The organism is Streptomyces sp. NPDC050287 (assembly GCF_044459385.1).
Lineage (GTDB): Bacteria > Actinomycetota > Actinomycetes > Streptomycetales > Streptomycetaceae > Streptomyces.
Genome location: NZ_JBITIY010000011.1, coordinates 59,587 through 79,088 on the forward strand (window position 1 = coordinate 59,587; position 19,502 = coordinate 79,088).

Sequence of the window (19,502 nt, forward strand, 5' to 3'; positions counted from 1 at the left end):
GCACTCGCCACCGAACCCGTCACCCCACCGACGAGTAGGCCACAACCCCCCGCAGCAGTTGGTCAACAGCCTTACGCGCATTCTTCCCTACCGTCGAACCGCCGGAGGGAGACGCCGCTGAGATCTGCCCCAGCACATCGATCACCTGCTTGCACCACCGCACAAAGTCCCCCGCCGGCATCTCCACCTCCCGCAGCACCTCGTCGAGCCCCTTGCCGCCGGCCCACATGTACGCGGCCCAGGCGAACCCGAGATCCGGCTCACGCTGCCCCACACCCTCGGTCTGCGTGATCCGGAACTCCTCCTCCATGGCATCGAGATGCCCCCAGATCCGCACCATCTCGCCGAGCGCGGCCTTCGCCTTGCCCGAGGGCACCTTGGGCGCCACCGCATCGTCGGAGTTCCGGGACTCGTACACCAACGCCGAGACGCACGCGGCGAGTTCGGCGGGGGTGAGCCCCTCCCACACGCCGGCCCGCAGGCATTCGCTGGCCAGCAGATCGAGCTCGCCGTACAGCCGCGCGAGCCGTTTGCCGTGCTCGGTGACCTCGTCTTGGCGCAGATAGTCCAGCTCGGTCAGCAGCGCCACGATCCGGTCAAACGTACGGGCGATCGTGTTGGTACGTCCTTCGATGCGCCGCTCCAGCTGGGAGGTGTCGCGCAGCAGCCGGTGATATCGCTCGGCCCAACGGGCGTGGTCCTCACGGTCGTTGCAGCCGTGACAGGGATGCGCGCGGATCGCCGTACGCAAGCGGGCGATCTCGCGGTCGTCGGCGGCCTGCGAGCGCTGCTTGCGGGCCCGCTCCGGCGGGATGTGTCCGGCCTTGGTGCGCAGCGCCGAGGCGAGGTCGCGACGGGACTGCGGCGAACGCGGATTGAAGGACTTCGGGATCCGCATCCGCTCGAGCGCCTCGACGGGCACCGGGAAGTCGATCGACGCGAGCCGCTTGACCTGACGTTCGGCTGTGAGCACCAGCGGACGCGGGCCGTCGTGGTACTCGAAACCCCGGTGGCCGTTGGACCGCCCGGCCGGCAGCCCCGGATCCAGCACCAGCGCGAGGCCCGCGTACTTGCCCGTCGGGACGTGGATGACATCACCCGGCTTGAGCTTCTCCAGCGCGACGGCGGCCTCCGCCCGCCGCTGGGCCGCCCCCTGCTTGGCCAGTTCGGTCTCGCGGTCCTTGAGCTCGCGGCGCAGCCGCGCGTACTCCTCGAAGTCGCCGAGGTGGCAGGTCATGGAGGCCTTGTAGCCCTCCAGGCCCTCCTCGTTGCGCTGGACCTGCCGGGAGATCCCGACGACCGACTTGTCGGCCTGGAACTGCGCGAACGACGTCTCCAGCAGCTCGCGTGAGCGGTGCCGGCCGAACTGCTCGACCAGGTTGACGGCCATGTTGTACGACGGCTTGAAGCTGGAGCGCAGCGGATACGTGCGCGTACCGGCCAGTCCCGCGAGGTGGTCGGGGCTCGACCCGCGCTGCCACAGCACCACCGCGTGGCCCTCGACGTCGATGCCGCGCCGGCCCGCACGGCCGGTCAGCTGGGTGTACTCGCCCGGGGTGATGTCGGCGTGCTGTTCGCCGTTCCACTTGACGAGCTTCTCCAACACCACGGACCGGGCGGGCATGTTGATGCCCAGCGCGAGTGTCTCGGTGGCGAACACGGCTTTCACCAGGCCGCGGACGAACAGTTCCTCGACGACCTCCTTGAACGTCGGCAGCATGCCGGCGTGGTGGGCCGCGATGCCGCGCTCCAGGCCTTCCAGCCACTCGTAGTACCCGAGGACGTGCAGGTCCTCGTTCGGGATGGACGCCGTGCGCTCCTCGACGAGGGCGCGGACCTGTTCCCGCGCCTCGTCGTCGTTGAGCCTGAGGCCCGCGTACAGGCACTGCTGTACGGCGGCCTCGCAGGCGGCGCGGCTGAAGATGAACGTGATGGCGGGCAGCAGGCCCTCGGCGTCGAGGCGTTCGATGACCTCGGGGCGGCTCGGTGTCCACACGCGTGAGCGCTCCCGGCGCTCCCGCTCCCGGTCGGCCTCGCGCATGGCCCGGCCGCGCCTGCGGTCCTGGTACGACGGACGCTGAGCCTCCATACGGGCCAGGCGTGTGAGGTCGGGGTTGACGGCCTTCTTGTTGCCCTCACCCTCCTCGAACAGGTCGTACATCCGCCGCCCGGCGAGCACGTGCTGGAACAGCGGCACGGGGCGGTGTTCGGAGACGATCACCTGGGTGTCACCGCGCACGGTGTCGAGCCAGTCGCCGAACTCCTCGGCGTTCGACACGGTGGCCGACAGCGAGACCAGGGTGACCGACTCGGGGAGGTGAATGATCACTTCCTCCCACACGGCGCCACGGAAGCGGTCGGAGAGGTAGTGCACCTCGTCCATGACCACGTATCCGAGGCCGAGGAGGGTCTGGGAGCCCGCGTACAGCATGTTCCGCAGGACCTCGGTGGTCATCACGACCACCGGGGCGTCGGAGTTGACGCTGTTGTCGCCGGTGAGCAGGCCGACCTTGTCCGCGCCGTACCGGCGGCAGAGGTCGGTGTACTTCTGGTTCGACAGCGCCTTGATGGGAGTCGTGTAGAAGCACTTCTTGCCCTGCTGGAGGGCGAGGTGGACGGCGAACTCGCCGACGATCGTCTTGCCCGAGCCGGTGGGGGCGGCCACCAGCACGCCCTTCCCCGCTTCGAGTGCCTGGCAGGCCTCGATCTGGAAGGGGTCGAGGCCGAAGTCGTACATCTCGCGGAAGCCAGCGAGTGCGGTGGCCTGCTCGACAGCGCGCCTGCGTGCTGCCGCGTACCGCTCGGCCGGTGAGAGGTCCTCTGTCATCGTGCTTTCGAGCGTACCGGGCCCCACTGACAACAGGACGATCATTATCCGGATCCGCTCTTGGCGAACCCGGGATCTCCGCAGTTCACGGCGCCGGGGGAACCGGGCGGCCGCGCCCTGCGGAGGAGGGTCAGGTCACGTCGTCGTATCCGTTGACCCGCTCGGTGCTCGCCTGCTCGGGCAGGGTCCGGCTCGCGGAGACGGTCTCCACCTCACCGATGTCCTCGGGGGTGAGGTCCAGGTCGGAGGCCTCGTCGTCGTCGGGGCCCTCGGCCTCGCGGCGGCGCCTGCGGCGGTCATTGAGCAGGGAGAACAGGACGGCGCCGAAGTACAGGATCCAGATCGGTCCGGCCAGCGCCAGCATCGTCAGCGGGTCGGTGCTGGGGGTGGCGATGGCCGCGAACACCGTGATGGCCATGATCATCCCGCGCCACCAGCCGAGCATCCGCTTGCCGGTGATCGCCCCGGTGAGGTTGAGGAAGACCAGCACCAGGGGCAGTTCGAAGGAGAGACCGAAGACCAGCACCATGCGCAGGACGAGGTCGAGCAGGTCGTCCAGCGGAAGCAGGTTGGACGCGCCGTCCGGGGTGAAGTCGAGCAGCACCTTCGCCGTGGTGGGCAGCACCGTGTAGGCGAAGTAGGCGCCGACGAGGAAGAGCGGGGCACCGGTGCCCACGAACGCGTAGGCGTACTTCTTCTCGTGGCGGTGCAGGCCGGGCGCGATGAACCCCCAGAGCTGGTAGAGCCAGACCGGCGAGGCCAGTACCACACCGGCCATCAACGACACCTTCAGCGCCAGCGTGAACGGCGTAAGCAGACCGTTGATGGTGATCTGCGCGCACGGCTGGCCGGACTTCACCTTCGACAGCTGTTCGAAGGTCTGGTCGCAACCGACCGAGTCGAGGATCGGCCTGGTGATGAGGTTGATGATGTCGTTGTAGAAGAAGGCCGCGACCACCGTGATGGCGACGATCGCCAGCATCGCCTTCGCGAGCCGGTTGCGGAGCTCACGAAGGTGTTCCGCGAGGGGCATCCGCCCCTCGGGATCCTTCTCCTTCTTGCGGGCAGGCTTCAGCAACCCACGTTCCCATCTCGTGCGGCGGGCCGGAGGTCACCGGCCCTGCGTCAGCGCTTGGTCGAGTCCGTCGGCTCCGTGACCGGACGGGAGCTGGTCACGTCGCCGGGGGCCGCCTGGATGGTGCGCGGAGCCGAGGTCTGCTGGTCGTCGTGCGGCGGGGCCGCGGGAGCGGACGCGTTGTCCTGGCCCTCGGACTTCATCGCCTTGGCCTCGCTCTTGAGGATGCGGGCCGACTTGCCGAGGGAGCGCGCCATGTCGGGAAGCTTCTTGGCGCCGAACAGCAGGATGACGACGACGAGGATGAGAATGATCTCGGGGGCGCCGAGCCTTCCGAACATAAGTCTTTACCTTCTCACCGAGGCGGCTTGGGTGGGGGTGCCGTCCGACCGGTCGGACAAGTGTCCGATCGATCGTCCTTGACAGCGATCGTAACGCTCAGGGGTAAACGCGTGGCAATCCCTGTGCGTACTCCCGGTCCGCGATCCGGGCCTCGTTCTCCGGTCCGCGACCAGCAGCGTACCCGCCGACCCCACCAAGGTGACAGGGCGAAGCAGCCCAAAGCGCATACCACCCGCCACGCGCAGGCGCCTCACCGGCGACCCGCGGGCGAGCTCAGAGGGAGTCCGCGGCGCGGGCCGCGCTCAGCGACGCGCGCTCCAAGTCCTCCGCGGCACGGTTGATCCGGTGCGCGGAATCCGTGACCTGCCTGCCCAGACGCTGCGCCTCCAGGAAGACCCGCACGGCGAGCACCCCGAGGACGGCGAGACCCACAAAACCCACGGCTACCGCGAACATCGGCCAGAACATGACGCCGAGCCTAAACGGTGGGGTGCAGCCGCAGGGTGCTGACCCCGCCACCGGTGAGCAGTTCGACGATCCGTTCACCGGCGGGCTTGCGGACCGGGGATCCGCACTCGGGGCAGGTGAAGGAGTAGAAGGTGGTGCGGCTGCTGGCGCCGATGGCGAGCCGCAGCGCGCTCGCGGCGAGCTCGAAACAGCCCCGGCACTGCGGGCAGGCCGCCTTGAACGTCACCGGGGTCACGCTTCTCATTCCGGCGAACGCGGCAGCCACAGTCATGTCGGCGCCGGACGTCGACGACTCGCTCACAGCCCCTGCTCCTCTTCTCTGGTCGTTCGCCGCCCGCCGAGCGGCCTCGCCGACAGCGCCCGCGACCTCCGCCCCGAGCTCGGCCGGGTTGGGCCACCAACCGGTGCCGAGGGGCGACCGTGCTCAGACTTCCGGGCCGGCACACGCCCGCCGCCCCGCCGCTTCGCCTCCCGCGCGTCGACGCCGCTGACCTCCGCCCGTCCTACTGCCCGTCGTGCGCGCCGTTCATCACCGGCGCCGCCGCAGCGCCGCGCGCCTCGATCCCGTCGTACGCCGCCAGCGCCTCGCGGGCCGCCTCGCGGGCGCTGTCGGCGAGGCCGCTCGGCGAGACGATCCGGCCGTCGCGGCCGAGCCGCAGCGCCAACCGTCTCAGCGACGCCGGCTCCGGGGTCCGCAGAGTGATACGAAGACCGCCGTCCGGAAGCTCATCCGCACTGTCGTGCGGGTAGTACTCGGCGACCCAGCGCCCGCCCGGCCCGACCTCGACGACCACCTCCGGGTCCTCCGCCGCGGGCTGCACCAGGGCCTCGGACAGGTCCCGCAGCTCGATCTCGGGTGGTGCGGCGGGCTCGTCCAGGATCCTGATCTCGGCGACCCGGTCGAGCCGGAAGGTGCGTCGCGCCTCGGAGCGCCGGCACCAGGCCTCCACGTAGGTGTGTCCGACGCTGACCAGCCGGATCGGGTCGATCTCGCGTTCGGTGAGCTCGTCCCGGGCGGGCGAGTAGTAGCGGATCCACAGGCGGCGCCGCTCGGAGATCGCCCGGTCGACATCGGCGAAGACACCGCCCTCGGACTCGAAGGTCACCGACAGCCGGGAACTGGCGCCCGCCTGCTCGCCGGCCGCGGCCTCGACCTTGGCGGTGGCCCGCAGCAGCGCCTGCCGGTCGCTCTCCCGCAGCCCCGGCAGCGTGGACACCGCTCGGGCGGCCACCAGCAGCGCGGTGGCCTCGTCGGCGGCGAGCCGGAGCGGTTCGGCCGCCTCCGCCCCGAGCGCGGCCGGGTTGTGCCACCAGATCCGCTCACCGTCGGTGTCGATGTCCAGCAGGTCGCCACCGCGGAAACTGGTCCCGCACATGGGCAACACGTCCAGGTCGGAGACCAGTTCGTCCTCGGTGATCCCGAAAGCACGGGCGACATCCTCGACCCGCGCACCGGGCCGCTCCCGCAGATACGTCACCAGGGAGAGCATCCGCCGGGTCTGGTCGATGGCGTTTCCCGGCCTGGCCGGTTTTCCCACCACTTTCTTACGTCCCCTCAGCCCTTGGCCACGGCACGCAGCCGGTCCAGCACATCGGCCCGCAGCTCGGCGGGCTCCAGCACCACCACGTCCGGCCCGAACTCCACCAGCCAGGCGTCCAGCCCATGACCGTACGGAATCTCCAACTCGTCCCAGCCGTCCCCCAGTTCCCGCACCGCGGTGGCCTTCGCGCGCAGGGGGTACCCCGCGCCGGTGCGCAGCCGGATCAGCGCGGAGCGGTCGGCGGTCTCCCCCGCCCAGCTCGCGACGGTCTCCCGCACGGTGACGACATCCGGGACCGGCGCCGTGAAGCGGCTGCCGCGGGAGCGCACCTTGCCGGTGATCCGTGACAGCCTGAAGACCCGCTCGGCGCCCCGGTCACGGTCGAAACCGGCCAGATACCAGTGGCCGCGCCAGCACTCCAGCGCCCACGGCTCGACATGCCGGGGCTCGGGGTGGGCGGCCGTGGCCTTGCGGTAGTCGAAGACGACCGGACGGCGGTCACGGCAGGCCAGCATCAGCGGTTCGAACGCGGCTTCGTGCACCGGGATCCGGGGCTCCAGCGCGCTGTGCGCCTCATACGGGTCGACGTCCTCGGGCAGGCCGGCCGCGCGCAGCTTCTGCAGGGCGCCACTGGCCGCGCCGGCGAGCCGGGCCTGCTGCCACACCTTGGCCGCCAGCCCCAGAGCGGCGGCCTCCTCGGCGTCCAGGGTGATGGGCGGCAGGCGGTTGCTGTCACGGCGGGCCATGTAGCCGACCTCGCCGTCCAGGTTCTCCACGGTCTCGATGACCAGGCCGAGTTCGCGCAGGTCGTCCTTGTCGCGCTCGAACATCCGGTTGAAGGAGTCGTCCGACCCCGCTTCGAGGTAGGCCTCGATGGACTCACGCAGCTCGCGCTTGCTGAGCGGTCGCCGGGTCCCGAGCAGACACAGCGCCAGGTTCATCAGCCGCTCGGCCTTGGCAATGGCCATCGACGCCCTTCGCCTCCCTATGGTGCTTGACGACGATGACCGTACCGCCCCGATGTGGCACGGCAAAAGCCGAAGGCCCATGCCCGGACAGGCATGGGCCCCAGCTGGTCGAGACCGGTCGTACGACGATCAGACCCCGAGGAGGTCGACCACGAAGATCAGGGTCTCGCCCGGCTTGATCGCCGGGGTCGGGCTCTGGTTGCCGTAGGCGAGGTGGGCGGGGATGGTCAGCTGACGGCGGCCGCCGACCTTCATGCCCTGCACGCCCTGGTCCCAGCCCTTGATGACCCGGCCGCCGCCCAGCGGGAAGCGGAACGGCTGGCCGCGGTTCCAGCTGGCGTCGAACTCCTCACCGGTGCTGAAGGCAACGCCCACATAGTGGACGGTGACGGTCTGGCCCGCCTGCGCCACAGCGCCGTCGCCCTCCCAGATGTCCTTGATCTCCAGGTCCGCCGGGGGCTCGCCGCCCGGGAAGTCGATCTCGGGCTTGTCGATGCTCACGTCTCTAGCTCCTGCTTGTGTACGGAAAGGCAACGAACACAGTCTTGCACTTCGGGCACGGTCACATCGTCGCGACGGCGTCGACTACATCTTCGCCAGGATGTCGACCGTGAAGACCATCGTGGAGTCCTTCTTGATACCGCTGCCGGGCTGCGGGTTGTCGCCGTAGCCCAGCTTCGGCGGGACGACGATGAGGATCCGGCTGCCCACCTTCTTGCCGGTCATGCCCCGCGACCACCCCTGGACGACCTGCTGGAGCGAGAACGACGCCAACTGCTTCCGGCCGTACGTCGAGTCGAACTCCTTGCCGGTGTCCCACAGCACACCCTTGTACTGCACCAGCACGGCGTCCTCGGCGGCCACCTCGTCGCCGTCGCCCTCGATGACATAGTTCGCCACCAGCTTCTTCGGCGGGTCGGCCTTGGGAACCTCGATGGAGGGCGCCTTGCCGTCGGTGTTGGTGCCCACCTTCGGCAGGCCGGCGTTGTCCTGCGCGACCTTGGTGCCCTTGGCGGAGCTCTTCGCGTTGAACGTGCCCAGCACCTCGACCACGAAGACCAGCGTGTCGGTGCCCTTGATGCCGGCCTGCGGCTCACCCTTCGCGCCGTACCCCCAGGTGGGCGGAACGGCCATCTCGACACGGCTGCCGACCTTCTTGCCCGCCAGGGCGTACCGCCAGCCGTCGATGATGCGGCCCTGGGCGAGCTGGATGACCAGCGAGGTCTTGCGGTCGTAGGAGTTGTCGAAGACCTTCCCCGTGTTCCAGATCTGGCCCAGGTAGTTGGCCTGGATGTAGTCACCCTCCGCGACGGTGGTGCCGCTGCCCGCGATGAGCGTCTTCACCGCGAGCTGCTTCGACGGCTCACCGCTGCCCTTGGCGATCGTCGGCTTCTCACCGAACTTCTCACCCGCCGTGACCGCCGGCAACGGCCCGTCCACGATCTTCGGCGGAGGCGCGGCGGAAGCCGACGCCGACGCGGACCCACCCGAGGGCGACGCGCTGTCGCTCGCCTTGCTCGAGTCGGACTTGTCGTCGCCGCATCCGGCGAGCGTGACCAGTCCTGCGGGTACGGCGGCAAGCATGAGGGAGCGTCGGCGCACGGTGGGGGCCTCGTAATCGGTCGATCTTGTTGATGGCGTGCGCGCAACTCTACGGCGTGAGAAGGGCGCCGTACGCGAAACGCACGGCGCCCGTGTTGCGTTCCGGACATACCTCCGGAACGCGTTGCTCACATTCCCGCGATCAGCTTCTCCACCCGGTCGTCCACGGAACGGAACGGGTCCTTGCACAACACGGTGCGCTGCGCCTGGTCATTGAGCTTGAGGTGGACCCAGTCGACCGTGAAATCACGGCGCTGCTCCTGCGCCCGCCGGATGAAATCACCGCGCAGCCGCGCCCGAGTGGTCTGCGGCGGAACCGACTTGCCCTCGAAGATCTTCAAGTCGTTGCAGATCCGGGCTGCTTGGCCCTTCTTCTCCAGCAGGTAGTACAGACCACGACGACGATGGATGTCGTGGTACGCGAGGTCTATCTGCGCCACCCGCGGGTGCGACATCGTCATGTTGTGCTTGGCCCGGTACCGCTCGATGAGCTTGTACTTCATCACCCAGTCGATCTCGGTGCCGATCCGGTCGAGGTCCTCGGCCTCGATCGCGTCCAGCGTGCGGCCCCACAGCTCCAGGACCTGCTCGACGGTGCCGGTACGGATACCGCGGCGCTCACAGAAGTCCACGGCCTTCTCGTAGTACTCGCGCTGCACCTCCAGCGCGGAGGCCTCCCGGCCGCTGGCCAGACGCACCTTGCGCCGGCCGGTGATGTCGTGGCTGACCTCACGGATCGCCCGGATCGGGTTCTCCAGGGTCAGGTCCCGCATCACGGTGCCCGCCTCGATCATGCGCAGCACCAAGTCGGTCGCGCCGACCTTGAGCAGCATCGTCGTCTCGGACATGTTCGAGTCGCCCACGATGACATGCAGGCGGCGATAGCGCTCGGCATCGGCGTGCGGCTCGTCCCGCGTGTTGATGATCGGCCGGGAACGCGTCGTCGCCGAGGAGACACCCTCCCAGATGTGCTCGGCACGCTGGCTCACGCAGTACACCGCGCCACGCGGGGTCTGCAGCACCTTGCCCGCTCCGCACAGGAGCTGCCGGGTGACCAGGAACGGAATCAGAATGTCCGCGAGCCGGGAGAACTCGCCATGACGCGCGACGAGATAGTTCTCGTGGCATCCGTACGAGTTGCCCGCCGAGTCGGTGTTGTTCTTGAAGAGGTAGACGTCGCCCGCGATTCCTTCCTCGTGCAGGCGTCGTTCGGCGTCCACCAGGAGTCCTTCGAGAATGCGCTCGCCCGCTTTGTCGTGGGTGACCAGTTCGGTCACATTGTCACATTCGGGTGTCGCGTATTCCGGATGTGAGCCCACGTCGAGATAGAGGCGGGCACCGTTTCGCAGAAAGACGTTACTGCTGCGGCCCCATGACACGACACGGCGGAAGAGGTACCGCGCCACCTCGTCGGGAGACAGGCGTCGCTGTCCCCTGAACGTACACGTGACGCCGTACTCGTTCTCCAGCCCGAAAATGCGGCGGTCCATGAGTGAACATTACGCCCGATCCCCCGAGCTGAAACGAGGTTCGACAGCACGGTTTGGATCATTTTCCGATGAAGACGCAACCACCGCACCCCCACCAACAGCTGCGAGTACCCGCCCCGTGGCCAGCAGAACCACCAGCGACACACCCCCCGCGGCCCCCGGCACCGCGAACCCCCACAACGCCCCGCCCGCCTCCACGACCGGCCCCGCGAGCCCCGTTCCCACGGACGCCCCCACCGTGAACGTCGTCACAAGCCACGAGAACGCCTCAGTGACCGTCCCCCGCGGCGCGTGCCGGTCCACGAGGACGAACGCACAGGCGATGGCAGGCGCCAGGAACACACCCGCGACGACCGTCAGCAACGTCATCGCCACCGCACCCGGCATCAGCGTCAACGGCACATAACACACCGCCAGAAGCGCCACCAGAACCCGCAGTCGCCGGGCCGGCTCCCCACTCCACTGCCGCGCCCCGTAGAACACACCACCGATGAGCGCGCCCACCCCGATGCCCGCCATCAGCCAGCCGTACACCGCGTCACCCCCATGGTCGTCCGCGTACGACACGGACGCCACCGTGATGGAGCCCAGCGCGATACCCACGAACAAAAACGCGGCCAGCAGCGCCAGGAGGCCCGGCGAACGCAGCGCACCGAGCCAGTGCGCCTCACGCGGAGCCGAGCGCCACGCGCGCGAGGGCGGCGACACCACCACCGACAACGCGCCGAGCACTCCCACGACATTCACCACGACCAACGCCGCCTGCGCCGACCACAGCGACACGCACAGCGTCACCAGCAACGGCCCGACCGCGAACATGACCTCCTGCGCCACCGCGTCCAGGGCGTATGCCCTGTGCACCTCGCCCTCCTCACCGAGGACGGAAGGCCACAGCGCCCGCAGACCGCCCTCCAGAGGCGGGGTGAAGAGCCCCGCGGCCGCGACGGCGGCATAGGCGACCGGCAACGGATCCGTGCCCGCGAACGCGAAGACGGCCGTCGCGAGAGCCGACAGGACCGCTGCAGGCAACTGCACCCGCGGCTGCCCGTACAGGTCCACCAGCCGCCCGAGCACCGGCTGCCCGACCGCATTGGCCACCCCGTAGGCGGCCGCCAGCCCCCCGGCCATGCTGTACGCGCCGCCCCCCGCACGCACGAACAGCACGATCGCGATCGCGGCCGTCGCGTTCGGCAGCCGCCCCACCAGCGTGCCCACCAGCAGCCGTACGGCGTGCCTCGCCCTGAGGATCTCCAGATATCCCGCGGCCATGTCCCGCCCTTCACTCGCCCGGTGCGCCGGTGACACGCGAGGTGTTACGTATAACGCCCTCCGTCATACGTACCATGTGCGCAGTTCACGCGTCCACACGAAAGCGCAGGCAACCGGTGGCCCGAGGCAGCACCCGACCCACCAGCCGCGACGTCGCCCAAGCCGCCGGCGTCTCCCAGGCCGCCGTCTCCCTCGTCCTCGGCGACAAATGGCGCGGCCGGGTCTCCCAAACCACCGCCGAACGCGTCCGCAACGCCGCCCGCGAACTCGGCTACCGCCCCAACCTGGCAGCCCGCAACCTCCGTCTGGGCCACACCCGTACCGTCCTCCTCGTCGTCCCCGCCCTGACCACCGAGTTCTTCGCCGGCGTCTACACCGGCGCCGCCCGAGTCGCCGCCGAACACGGCTTCGGAGTCGTCCTCTACCCCTCCCCCGAAGGCGTCGGCCCCGCCCGCGACCCCTTCGCCTCCGCCCAGGCCGCCCTCGACGGCGTCATCGCCTCCTCCATGGCCGCCGACGCCCTCACCGCCATCCGCGGCGACCAGCTGCCCCTGGTCATGCTGGACAGCGACCCGTCCGGAAGCCTCGGCGCGGCCACCGTCAACCTCGACATCGCCGACGGCGTACGCCAGGTCGCCGAACACCTCCTGAGCCTCGGACACCGCCACTTCCTGCACCTCGCGGCGGACGTACCGTCCTGGACCTTCGACGTCCGCGCACGCGAGCTCGCCACCCGCGTTCGCGCAGTGCCCGGCACCACCGTCCGCACCACACACGCCCCCATCTCCATCGAGGACGCACAGAGCGCAGCCGAAGCCGCGCTCTCCGCCCCCGGCCCCCGGCCCACCGCCCTGGTCTGCGACGACGACAAACTCGCCGCCGGCGCCTACAAAGCCATACGACGCCTCGGCCTGCGCATCCCCGACGACATCTCCGTCACCGGCCTCGACGACCTCGCCCTCGCCACCGCCATCGACCCCGAACTGACGACCGTACGCCTGGACGCCGAACTCTTCGGCGAACACGGCATGCGCGCCCTCCTGGCCGTCCTGGAGGGCCGAACACCCGACGCCGGAGACATCCCCGTCCAACTGGTCGTACGAGGCTCCACAGCACCACCCAGGGCCTCCTGAACACACCTGTGCCCCGGCCGAACCGTCGGCCGGGGCACATCAGGAAAGAGAACGGGACTACTCCTCTTCGGAACCCTCCGCCTCATCGGAGCTCTCCGCCTCGGTACTCGCCCCACCGACCTCCAGCAGCCGACCCAGCTGACGGCCCACAATCCGCTTGAACTTGCGCTTCTGCGGACGCGTACGGTCCAGCACCGCCACCTCCAGACGCTCCGACGGAATCTCCCGCTCACTCCCGTTGGTGTCACGGGACAACGCCTGCACAGCCAGCTTCAGCGCCTCGGCAAGACTCATGCCGTCCTGGTGACGCTGGTCCAGATAACTGCTGATCGTCTCGGCGTTGCCACCGACCGCGACCGAACCGTGCTCATCCACGATCGAACCGTCATGCGGCAACCGATAGATCTGGTCACCCTCCGGCGTCTCCCCCACCTCGGCGACGACCAGCTCCACCTCGTACGGCTTCTCAGCCGCACTCGAGAAGATCGTGCCCAGCGTCTGGGCGTAGACATTGGCGAGACCACGAGCGGTCACGTCATCACGGTCATAGGTGTAACCCCGCAGATCGGCGTAGCGCACACCACCGATCCGCAGATTCTCGTACTCGTTGTACTTACCGGCAGCCGCGAAGCCGATCCGGTCATAGATCTCGCTGAACTTGTGCAGCGCACGGGACGGGTTCTCGCCGACGAACACGATGCCGTCGGCATACTGCAACACGACCAGGCTGCGACCACGGGCGATGCCCTTACGGGCGTACTCCGCCCGGTCGGCCATGGCCTGCTGGGGTGAGACATAGAACGGCGTCGACACCGGTTATCCGTCCCTCTCTTCTGAGTACCGTCGAAATCCCTGGATCACCTTGAAAACAACCGGGCAGCCGACTACAGCAGCGCGGCCCGCGGACCGTCCGGCTGCTCCAGACGCCGCTCCAGGATCGAGCGGGCGATCTCCGAGGACTCATCATCGGAGATCCGACGGAAACCGTCCTCGGTGATCACCGTGACGATCGGGTAGATCCGGCGAGCGACATCGGGACCACCGGTCGCCGAGTCGTCGTCAGCCGCGTCATACAGAGCCTGCACCACGAGCATCGTGGCATCGGCCTCACTCAAGTCATTACGGAACAGCTTCTTCATCGCACCACGCGCGAAGATCGACCCCGAGCCGGTCGCGGCGAAATTGTGCTCCTCGGAGCGGCCACCGGTGACGTCGTAGGAGAAGATGCGACCCCTCTCCCGGTCCACGTCATACCCCGCGAACAGCGGCACCACGGCCAAACCCTGCATGGCCATGCCCAGGTTGGAACGGATCATGGTCGACAGGCGGTTCGCCTTGCCCTCCAGCGAGAGCTGCGCCCCCTCGACCTTCTCGAAATGCTCCAGCTCCAGCTGGAACAGCTTGACCATCTCCACCGCGAGACCGGCCGTGCCGGCGATACCGACCGCCGAGTACTCGTCGGCCGGGAACACCTTCTCGATGTCCCGCTGCGCGATGACATTGCCCATCGTGGCCCGCCGGTCACCGGCGAGCACCACCCCGCCGGGGAAGGTGACGGCCACGATCGTGGTCCCGTGCGGCGCCTCGATCACACCCTGCGTGGGCGGGAGCTGCCGGTTGCCCGGCAGGATCTCCGGCTGGTGCTCGGACAGGAAGTCCATGAAGGACGAGGACCCAGGCGTCAGGAAGGCAGCTGGTAGACGCCCGGTGCTACGAGTGTTGGCTTCCACGCGATTCCTTCCACGTAAGCAGCAGCCCGCCTTATGGCATCGGGCCGATCCTTGAACTGCCCCAGTGCGGCGTTGCAGCTGAAGCACAGTACGCCCCGGACCCTACCCGTCTTGTGGCAGTGATCCACATGTGCGGCCGGAGCCGCCAAACATATGCAGCAGACGCCCGCTTGAGAGGCGATCAACTCGTCACGCTCGGCTTCGGTGAGCCCGTACTGGCGCTTCAGATGCCCCTCGCGCCCTTGGATGGCCCGACACGCCTTGCAGCGCGTCGACAGGCCGTCCGAAGCGGTCGCGTTGCGATGCCACTCGCTGTGAGGCTTCACTTCGCCGCAGGTCCGGCAGAGCTTGTGCCCTGCCGGAACGTCCACCTTCTCGCGGACCGGCTTACCCATGGCCTCCCGGCGGCGCCGGTAGTGTGCGGCGCTGTATTCCGCCACGCACTCCCGACACCGCACCTGGAGACCATCGCTCCGGTTCTTGTCCCGTGCGAACGCGGCGACGGGCAAGTCCTTCTTGCAGCCCGTACACCGCTTCGCGTGCGGTTCTCCAGCCACCCCCAAATCCCCCGCTTCCTTCGATTCGAAGGAGAAATGGCCGAACGACCGCCTACTGTCCACCTTTTTGCACGAAGCTTCGAACGAAATCCTCGGCATTTTCCTCTAGTACGTCGTCGATTTCGTCCAGGACGGAGTCCACGTCGTCGCTCAGCTTCTCCTGGCGCTCCTTGAGGTCTTCGGATCCCTGTGCCTCGGGCGCCTCCTCGACCTCCTCGGTGTTGCGCGTCGCCTTCTGCTGTCCGCCGCCGGTGTCCTTGGTCGCCATAACCCTCACCCCGCTCGGTTCGACGTTCTTGATCAGACCCTACAAGCAGGGTCCGACATTGGCCCCGCTGTTCCGTCAACGTCCGGGGACCATCTCGATGATTCCCGGACGCGGACCTTTCCACCCTGTGGGGCCGAGTCGGCCCCGGGTACCCCTCAGTGGCCGGACAGTACCCTGACCAGGTCTTCGGCCGTCCGGCAGCGGTCAAGGAGCTCCTTGACGTGATTACGCGTTCCGCGAAGTGGTTCCAGGGTTGGGACGCGCTGGAGCGAGTCCCTGCCCGGGAGGTCGAAGATCACGGAGTCCCAGGAGGCGGCCGCGACGTCGTCGGCGTACTGCTCCAGGCAGCGGCCTCGGAAGTAGGCGCGGGTGTCCTCCGGGGGCTTCGTGCGGGCCCGCTCGACCTCGCTGTCGTCCAGGAGGCGCTTGATGCGTCCGCGGGCCGCCAGTCGGTTGTAGAGGCCCTTCTCGGGGCGTACGTCGGCGTACTGGAGGTCGACGAGGTGCAGCCGGGGTGCGTCCCAGTCGAGGTTGTCGCGGCGTCGGTAGCCCTCCATGAGTTCTCGTTTGGCGACCCAGTCGAGTTCGCCGGCCAGGCTCATCGGGTCGTGTTCGAGGCGGTTGAGGGTGTCCTCCCAGCGTGCGAGGACGTCCTTGGTCTGGTCGTCGGCGTCGGCGCCGTACCGTTCCTCGACGTATTTGCGGGAGAGCTCGAAGTACTCCATCTGGAGTTGGACTGCGGTGAGTGTGCGGCCGCTGCGGAGGGTGACCAGGCGCTTGAGGGTCGGGTCGTGGGAGACCTGGTGGAGGGTGCGGACGGGCTGGTCCACGGCGAGGTCGACGGCGATGAAGCCGTCCTCGATCATGGACAGGACGAGCGCCGTCGTGCCCAGTTTGAGGTAGGTGGAGATCTCCGAGAGGTTCGCGTCGCCGATGATGACGTGCAGGCGGCGGTATTTCTCGGCGTCGGCGTGGGGTTCGTCGCGAGTGTTGATGATGGGGCGTTTGAGTGTGGTTTCGAGGCCGACCTCGACCTCGAAGTAGTCGGCGCGCTGGCTGAGCTGGAAGCCGTGTTCGTGTCCGTCCTGGCCGATGCCGACGCGGCCCGCTCCGGCGAAGACCTGGCGGGAGACGAAGAAGGGCGTGAGGTGGCGCACGATGTCCGAGAAGGGGGTTTCCCGCTTCATCAGGTAGTTCTCGTGGGTGCCGTAGGAGGCGCCTTTGTTGTCGGTGTTGTTCTTGTAGAGGTGGATCGGCTGGGCGCCGGGGAGCTGGCCGGCGCGTTCGGCGGCTTCTGCCATGATGCGTTCGCCGGCCTTGTCCCAGAGGACGGCGTCGCGTGGGTTGGTGACTTCGGGGGCGCTGTATTCGGGGTGTGCGTGGTCGACGTAGAGCCGTGCGCCGTTGGTGAGGATGACGTTGGCGAGGCCGATGTCCTCGTCGGTGAGCTGGCTGGAGTCGGCGGCCTCGCGGGCGAGGTCGAAGCCTCGCGCGTCGCGCAGCGGGTTCTCCTCCTCGAAGTCCCAGCGGGCCCGGCGGGCCCGGTGCATCGCCGCCGCGTAGGCGTTGACGATCTGGGATGAGGTGAGCATGGCATTGGCGTTGGGGTGGCCGGGGACGGAGATCCCGTACTCCGTCTCGATGCCCATTACTCGCCGTACGGTCATGCGGCCCTCCTTGCCCGGCGGCGCCCTCGGTCGGGGGCGCCGCTCAAGTACCGCTGGCGCTCCGGTGCGTGTGCGGTGCCCGTCCCCGCACTGCGCGACTCGGCGGTATGGAAGAGCCTAGAACGCCTCTGCGCCGGCGGGGAGATCATTTGCGTCATTGCCTTGCTCCAGCCGTGGCCTGGAAAACAGTCGGCTGCGGGTACCCGGTGTGGGCACCCGCAGCCGCCCTGTGTTTTACAGGTACTGCCCGGTGTTTGCCACCGTGTCGATGGAGCGTCCGGTGTCCGCACCCTGCTTTCCGGTGATGAGCGTGCGGATGTAGACGATCCGTTCGCCCTTCTTGCCGGAGATGCGGGCCCAGTCGTCCGGGTTGGTGGTGTTCGGGAGGTCCTCGTTCTCCTTGAACTCGTCCACGCAGGCCTGGAGGAGGTGGGAGACCCTGAGGCCCTTCTGTTTGTGTTCGAGGAAGTCCTTGATCGCCATTTTCTTGGCGCGGCCCACGATGTTCTCGATCATGGCGCCGGAATTGAAGTCCTTGAAGTAGAGGACTTCCTTGTCGCCGTTGGCGTAGGTGACTTCCAGGAAGCGGTTTTCCTCGGATTCTGTGTACATGTGTTCCACGGCCGTCTGGATCATGCTCTGGACGGTTGTGGCCTTGCTGCCGCCGTGCTCGCCGAGGTCGTCGGCGTGCAGGGGGAGGCGTTCGGTGAGGTACTTGCCGAAGATGTCCTTTGCGGCTTCGGCGTCGGGACGCTCGATCTTGATCTTCACGTCGAGACGGCCGGGGCGCAGGATGGCGGGGTCGATCATGTCCTCGCGGTTGGAGGCGCCGATCACGACCACGTTCTGCAGGCCTTCCACGCCGTCGATCTCGGCGAGCAGCTGCGGGACGATGGTGTTCTCCACGTCCGAGCTGACGCCGGAGCCACGGGTGCGGAAGAGGGATTCCATCTCGTCGAAGAAGACGATGACGGGGGTGCCCTCGCTGGCTTTCTCACGGGCACGCTGGAAGACGAGGCGGATCTGCCGCTCGGTCTCGCCGACGTACTTGTTCAGCAGTTCGGGGCCCTTGATGTTGAGGAAGAAGCTCTTGCCGGCGGCCTGGCCGGTGACTTCGGCGACCTTTTTGGCCAGCGAGTTCGCGACGGCCTTGGCGATGAGCGTCTTGCCGCATCCGGGTGGTCCGTACAGGAGGACGCCCTTGGGTGGGCGCAGTTCGTGCTCCTTGAACAGGTCCGGGTAGAGGTACGGGAGCTCGACTGCGTCGCGGATGGCTTCGATCTGGCCGCCGAGGCCGCCGATCTGCTCGTAGCCGATGTCCGGGACCTCTTCGAGGACGAGTTCTTCGACCTCGCTCTTGGGGACGACCTCGTAGACGTAGCCGGAGCGGGGTTCGAGCAGGAGGGCGTCGCCGGCGCGGATGGTGACGTCCAGCAGCGGCTCGGCGAGCCGTACCACCCGTTCCTCGTCGGTGTGCCCGAGTACCAGGGCGCGCTCGCCGTCCTCGAGGATTTCCTTGAGGGTGACGATCTCTCCGACCCGCTCGTACTCCATGGCTTCGACCACGTTGAGCGCTTCGTTGAGCATCACCTCCTGGCCGCGCCGGAGGTCGTCGAGTTCCACGCTGGGGCTGACGTTCACCCGGAGTTTGCGGCCGCCGGTGAAGATGTCGGCGGTGCCGTCCTCGTTCGCCGTGAGGAAGACACCGAAGCCGGCCGGTGGCTGTGCGAGCCGGTCGACTTCCTCCTTGAGGGCCACGATCTGGTCGCGGGCCTCACGGAGCGTGTTGGCGAGTCGCTCGTTCTGGGCGGACACGCCGGCCAGGTTGGTCTGCAGCTCGACGATCCGCTCTTCGAGAATCCTCGTGTGTCGCGGAGAGTCGGCGAGCTTGCGTCGCAGGACGGCGATCTCCTGCTCAAGGTAGGCAATCTGCCCGGCGGGGTCGTCGGACCCTCGTCCCGGGCGGATGCCGCGGTTCATGTCGTCGTCGTGGGCTGCCACGGTCCTCACCTCCTCCAAGGGGAGCTGGACGCTTCCAGACCCTACCTGGGTGGGTGTCGATTGAAACCCCTAGATCACAAAGACGGTAGGGGTGTGTCCGATCTTCACCCTTGCGCTCTCCCTCACGCCAGGGGAATACCCACTGAACATGGCGGGGAAGCCGCCGGAGGTAGGGTCGAAGTGTTCAACGCCCGTCAGAGCTGGCCGGATTCCCGTGCGGCTCGACGAGAAACGGCAGGAGATATGAGCGTGCAGCAGGAGGCCGGGGCCGACACGGAGGCGCTGGAGGTCTGGATCGACCAGGATCTCTGTACCGGCGACGGCATCTGTGTCCAGTATGCGCCTGAGGTGTTCGAGTTGGACATCGATGGGCTGGCGTACGTGAAGGGCGCGGAGGACGAGCTGCTGCAGGACAGGGGTGCCACAACGCCCGTTCCGCTGCCGCTTCTCACGGATGTTGTCGACTCGGCGAAGGAGTGTCCGGGGGAGTGCATTCACGTGCGTCGGGTTTCGGACAGGGCTGAGGTCTACGGTCCGAACGCCGAGTGACGGTGCGGGTGCTCG

Annotated in this window: 19 protein-coding genes; 2 read left to right on the forward strand and 17 right to left on the reverse strand. The window is 68.1% G+C overall.

Going from position 1 to position 19,502, the window contains the following annotated elements; genetic code table 11:
• Positions 1–19: 19 nt before the first annotated feature.
• The 11 genes from ACIBK3_RS32975 to ACIBK3_RS33025 form a co-directional block, all read right to left on the reverse strand.
• Positions 20–2,872, reverse strand: a complete 2,853-nt coding sequence (locus tag ACIBK3_RS32975; protein ID WP_399371116.1) for a DEAD/DEAH box helicase — start codon at positions 2,870–2,872, stop codon at positions 20–22.
• Between the two features lie 85 nt (positions 2,873–2,957).
• On the reverse strand, positions 2,958–3,905 hold the full coding sequence (gene tatC, locus ACIBK3_RS32980) for a twin-arginine translocase subunit TatC (RefSeq protein ID WP_399371117.1): 948 nt from the start codon (positions 3,903–3,905) through the stop codon (positions 2,958–2,960).
• Between the two features lie 47 nt (positions 3,906–3,952).
• Positions 3,953–4,243, reverse strand: coding sequence for a Sec-independent protein translocase subunit TatA (gene tatA / locus ACIBK3_RS32985; protein WP_399371118.1), 291 nt, complete (start codon positions 4,241–4,243; stop codon positions 3,953–3,955).
• Between the two features lie 274 nt (positions 4,244–4,517).
• The gene (locus tag ACIBK3_RS32990; protein WP_399371119.1) at positions 4,518–4,712 is read right to left on the reverse strand and encodes a hypothetical protein; all 195 of its coding nucleotides are present in this window, start codon (positions 4,710–4,712) and stop codon (positions 4,518–4,520) included.
• A gap of 10 nt (positions 4,713–4,722) precedes the next feature.
• Entirely contained in the window at positions 4,723–5,013 is a 291-nt protein-coding gene (locus ACIBK3_RS32995) for a hypothetical protein (RefSeq protein WP_399371120.1), read from the reverse strand.
• A 202-nt stretch (positions 5,014–5,215) separates the two neighbouring features.
• Positions 5,216–6,253, reverse strand: coding sequence for a helix-turn-helix transcriptional regulator (locus ACIBK3_RS33000; RefSeq protein ID WP_399371121.1), 1,038 nt, complete (start codon positions 6,251–6,253; stop codon positions 5,216–5,218).
• A 14-nt stretch (positions 6,254–6,267) separates the two neighbouring features.
• Complete coding sequence (locus tag ACIBK3_RS33005) at positions 6,268–7,221, reverse strand: helix-turn-helix transcriptional regulator (RefSeq protein ID WP_399371122.1); 954 nt, start codon at positions 7,219–7,221, stop codon at positions 6,268–6,270.
• 129 nt (positions 7,222–7,350) lie between these two features.
• Positions 7,351–7,722 carry an FKBP-type peptidyl-prolyl cis-trans isomerase gene (locus ACIBK3_RS33010; protein WP_030672441.1) on the reverse strand — a complete coding sequence of 124 codons (372 nt, stop codon included), beginning with the start codon at positions 7,720–7,722 and terminating at the stop codon, positions 7,351–7,353.
• Positions 7,723–7,806: 84 nt separating this feature from the next.
• Positions 7,807–8,823, reverse strand: a complete 1,017-nt coding sequence (locus ACIBK3_RS33015; protein WP_399371123.1) for an FKBP-type peptidyl-prolyl cis-trans isomerase — start codon at positions 8,821–8,823, stop codon at positions 7,807–7,809.
• A 128-nt stretch (positions 8,824–8,951) separates the two neighbouring features.
• Positions 8,952–10,313 carry a Pup--protein ligase gene (pafA, locus tag ACIBK3_RS33020; RefSeq protein ID WP_028801611.1) on the reverse strand — a complete coding sequence of 454 codons (1,362 nt, stop codon included), beginning with the start codon at positions 10,311–10,313 and terminating at the stop codon, positions 8,952–8,954.
• Between the two features lie 9 nt (positions 10,314–10,322).
• The gene (locus tag ACIBK3_RS33025) at positions 10,323–11,582 is read right to left on the reverse strand and encodes an MFS transporter (protein WP_399371124.1); all 1,260 of its coding nucleotides are present in this window, start codon (positions 11,580–11,582) and stop codon (positions 10,323–10,325) included.
• A 116-nt stretch (positions 11,583–11,698) separates the two neighbouring features.
• On the opposite strand from ACIBK3_RS33025, the gene ACIBK3_RS33030 reads away from it, so the two are divergent.
• Positions 11,699–12,715, forward strand: a complete 1,017-nt coding sequence (locus tag ACIBK3_RS33030; protein ID WP_399371125.1) for a LacI family DNA-binding transcriptional regulator — start codon at positions 11,699–11,701, stop codon at positions 12,713–12,715.
• A 57-nt stretch (positions 12,716–12,772) separates the two neighbouring features.
• On the opposite strand, the gene prcA is transcribed toward ACIBK3_RS33030, so the two are convergent.
• The 6 genes from prcA to arc all read right to left on the reverse strand — a co-directional run bounded on the left by prcA (position 12,773) and on the right by arc (position 18,938).
• On the reverse strand, positions 12,773–13,528 hold the full coding sequence (prcA, locus tag ACIBK3_RS33035; RefSeq protein ID WP_399371126.1) for a proteasome subunit alpha: 756 nt from the start codon (positions 13,526–13,528) through the stop codon (positions 12,773–12,775).
• A 71-nt stretch (positions 13,529–13,599) separates the two neighbouring features.
• A complete protein-coding gene (gene prcB, locus ACIBK3_RS33040) occupies positions 13,600–14,445 on the reverse strand; it encodes a proteasome subunit beta (protein ID WP_399371127.1) in 846 nt (281 codons plus the stop codon).
• Positions 14,397–15,002, reverse strand: a complete 606-nt coding sequence (locus tag ACIBK3_RS33045; RefSeq protein WP_399371353.1) for an endonuclease VII domain-containing protein — start codon at positions 15,000–15,002, stop codon at positions 14,397–14,399. Before ACIBK3_RS33045 ends, prcB begins: the two co-directional genes overlap by 49 nt.
• A gap of 52 nt (positions 15,003–15,054) precedes the next feature.
• Positions 15,055–15,270, reverse strand: coding sequence for a ubiquitin-like protein Pup (locus ACIBK3_RS33050; RefSeq protein ID WP_399371128.1), 216 nt, complete (start codon positions 15,268–15,270; stop codon positions 15,055–15,057).
• A gap of 155 nt (positions 15,271–15,425) precedes the next feature.
• Positions 15,426–16,937, reverse strand: a complete 1,512-nt coding sequence (gene dop / locus ACIBK3_RS33055) for a depupylase/deamidase Dop (protein WP_399371129.1) — start codon at positions 16,935–16,937, stop codon at positions 15,426–15,428.
• 234 nt (positions 16,938–17,171) lie between these two features.
• A complete protein-coding gene (gene arc, locus ACIBK3_RS33060) occupies positions 17,172–18,938 on the reverse strand; it encodes a proteasome ATPase (protein WP_399371130.1) in 1,767 nt (588 codons plus the stop codon).
• A 243-nt stretch (positions 18,939–19,181) separates the two neighbouring features.
• On the opposite strand from arc, the gene ACIBK3_RS33065 reads away from it, so the two are divergent.
• Positions 19,182–19,487, forward strand: coding sequence for a ferredoxin (locus ACIBK3_RS33065; protein ID WP_030932633.1), 306 nt, complete (start codon positions 19,182–19,184; stop codon positions 19,485–19,487).
• Positions 19,488–19,502 lie beyond the last annotated feature (15 nt).

Excerpts from the sequence above, each read along its gene's own strand:
- ACIBK3_RS32990 (WP_399371119.1), bottom strand. The coding sequence starts at position 4,712 with ATGTTCTGGCCGATGTTCGCGGTAGCCGTGGGTTTTGTGGGTCTCGCC.
- tatA (WP_399371118.1), bottom strand. The coding sequence starts at position 4,243 with ATGTTCGGAAGGCTCGGCGCCCCCGAGATCATTCTCATCCTCGTCGTC.
- ACIBK3_RS33065 (WP_030932633.1), top strand. The coding sequence starts at position 19,182 with ATGAGCGTGCAGCAGGAGGCCGGGGCCGACACGGAGGCGCTGGAGGTC.
- ACIBK3_RS32975 (WP_399371116.1), bottom strand. The coding sequence starts at position 2,872 with ATGATCGTCCTGTTGTCAGTGGGGCCCGGTACGCTCGAAAGCACGATG.
- ACIBK3_RS33005 (WP_399371122.1), bottom strand. The coding sequence starts at position 7,221 with ATGGCCATTGCCAAGGCCGAGCGGCTGATGAACCTGGCGCTGTGTCTG.
- pafA (WP_028801611.1), bottom strand. The coding sequence starts at position 10,313 with ATGGACCGCCGCATTTTCGGGCTGGAGAACGAGTACGGCGTCACGTGT.
- dop (WP_399371129.1), bottom strand. The coding sequence starts at position 16,937 with ATGACCGTACGGCGAGTAATGGGCATCGAGACGGAGTACGGGATCTCC.
- ACIBK3_RS33050 (WP_399371128.1), bottom strand. The coding sequence starts at position 15,270 with ATGGCGACCAAGGACACCGGCGGCGGACAGCAGAAGGCGACGCGCAAC.
- ACIBK3_RS33025 (WP_399371124.1), bottom strand. The coding sequence starts at position 11,582 with ATGGCCGCGGGATATCTGGAGATCCTCAGGGCGAGGCACGCCGTACGG.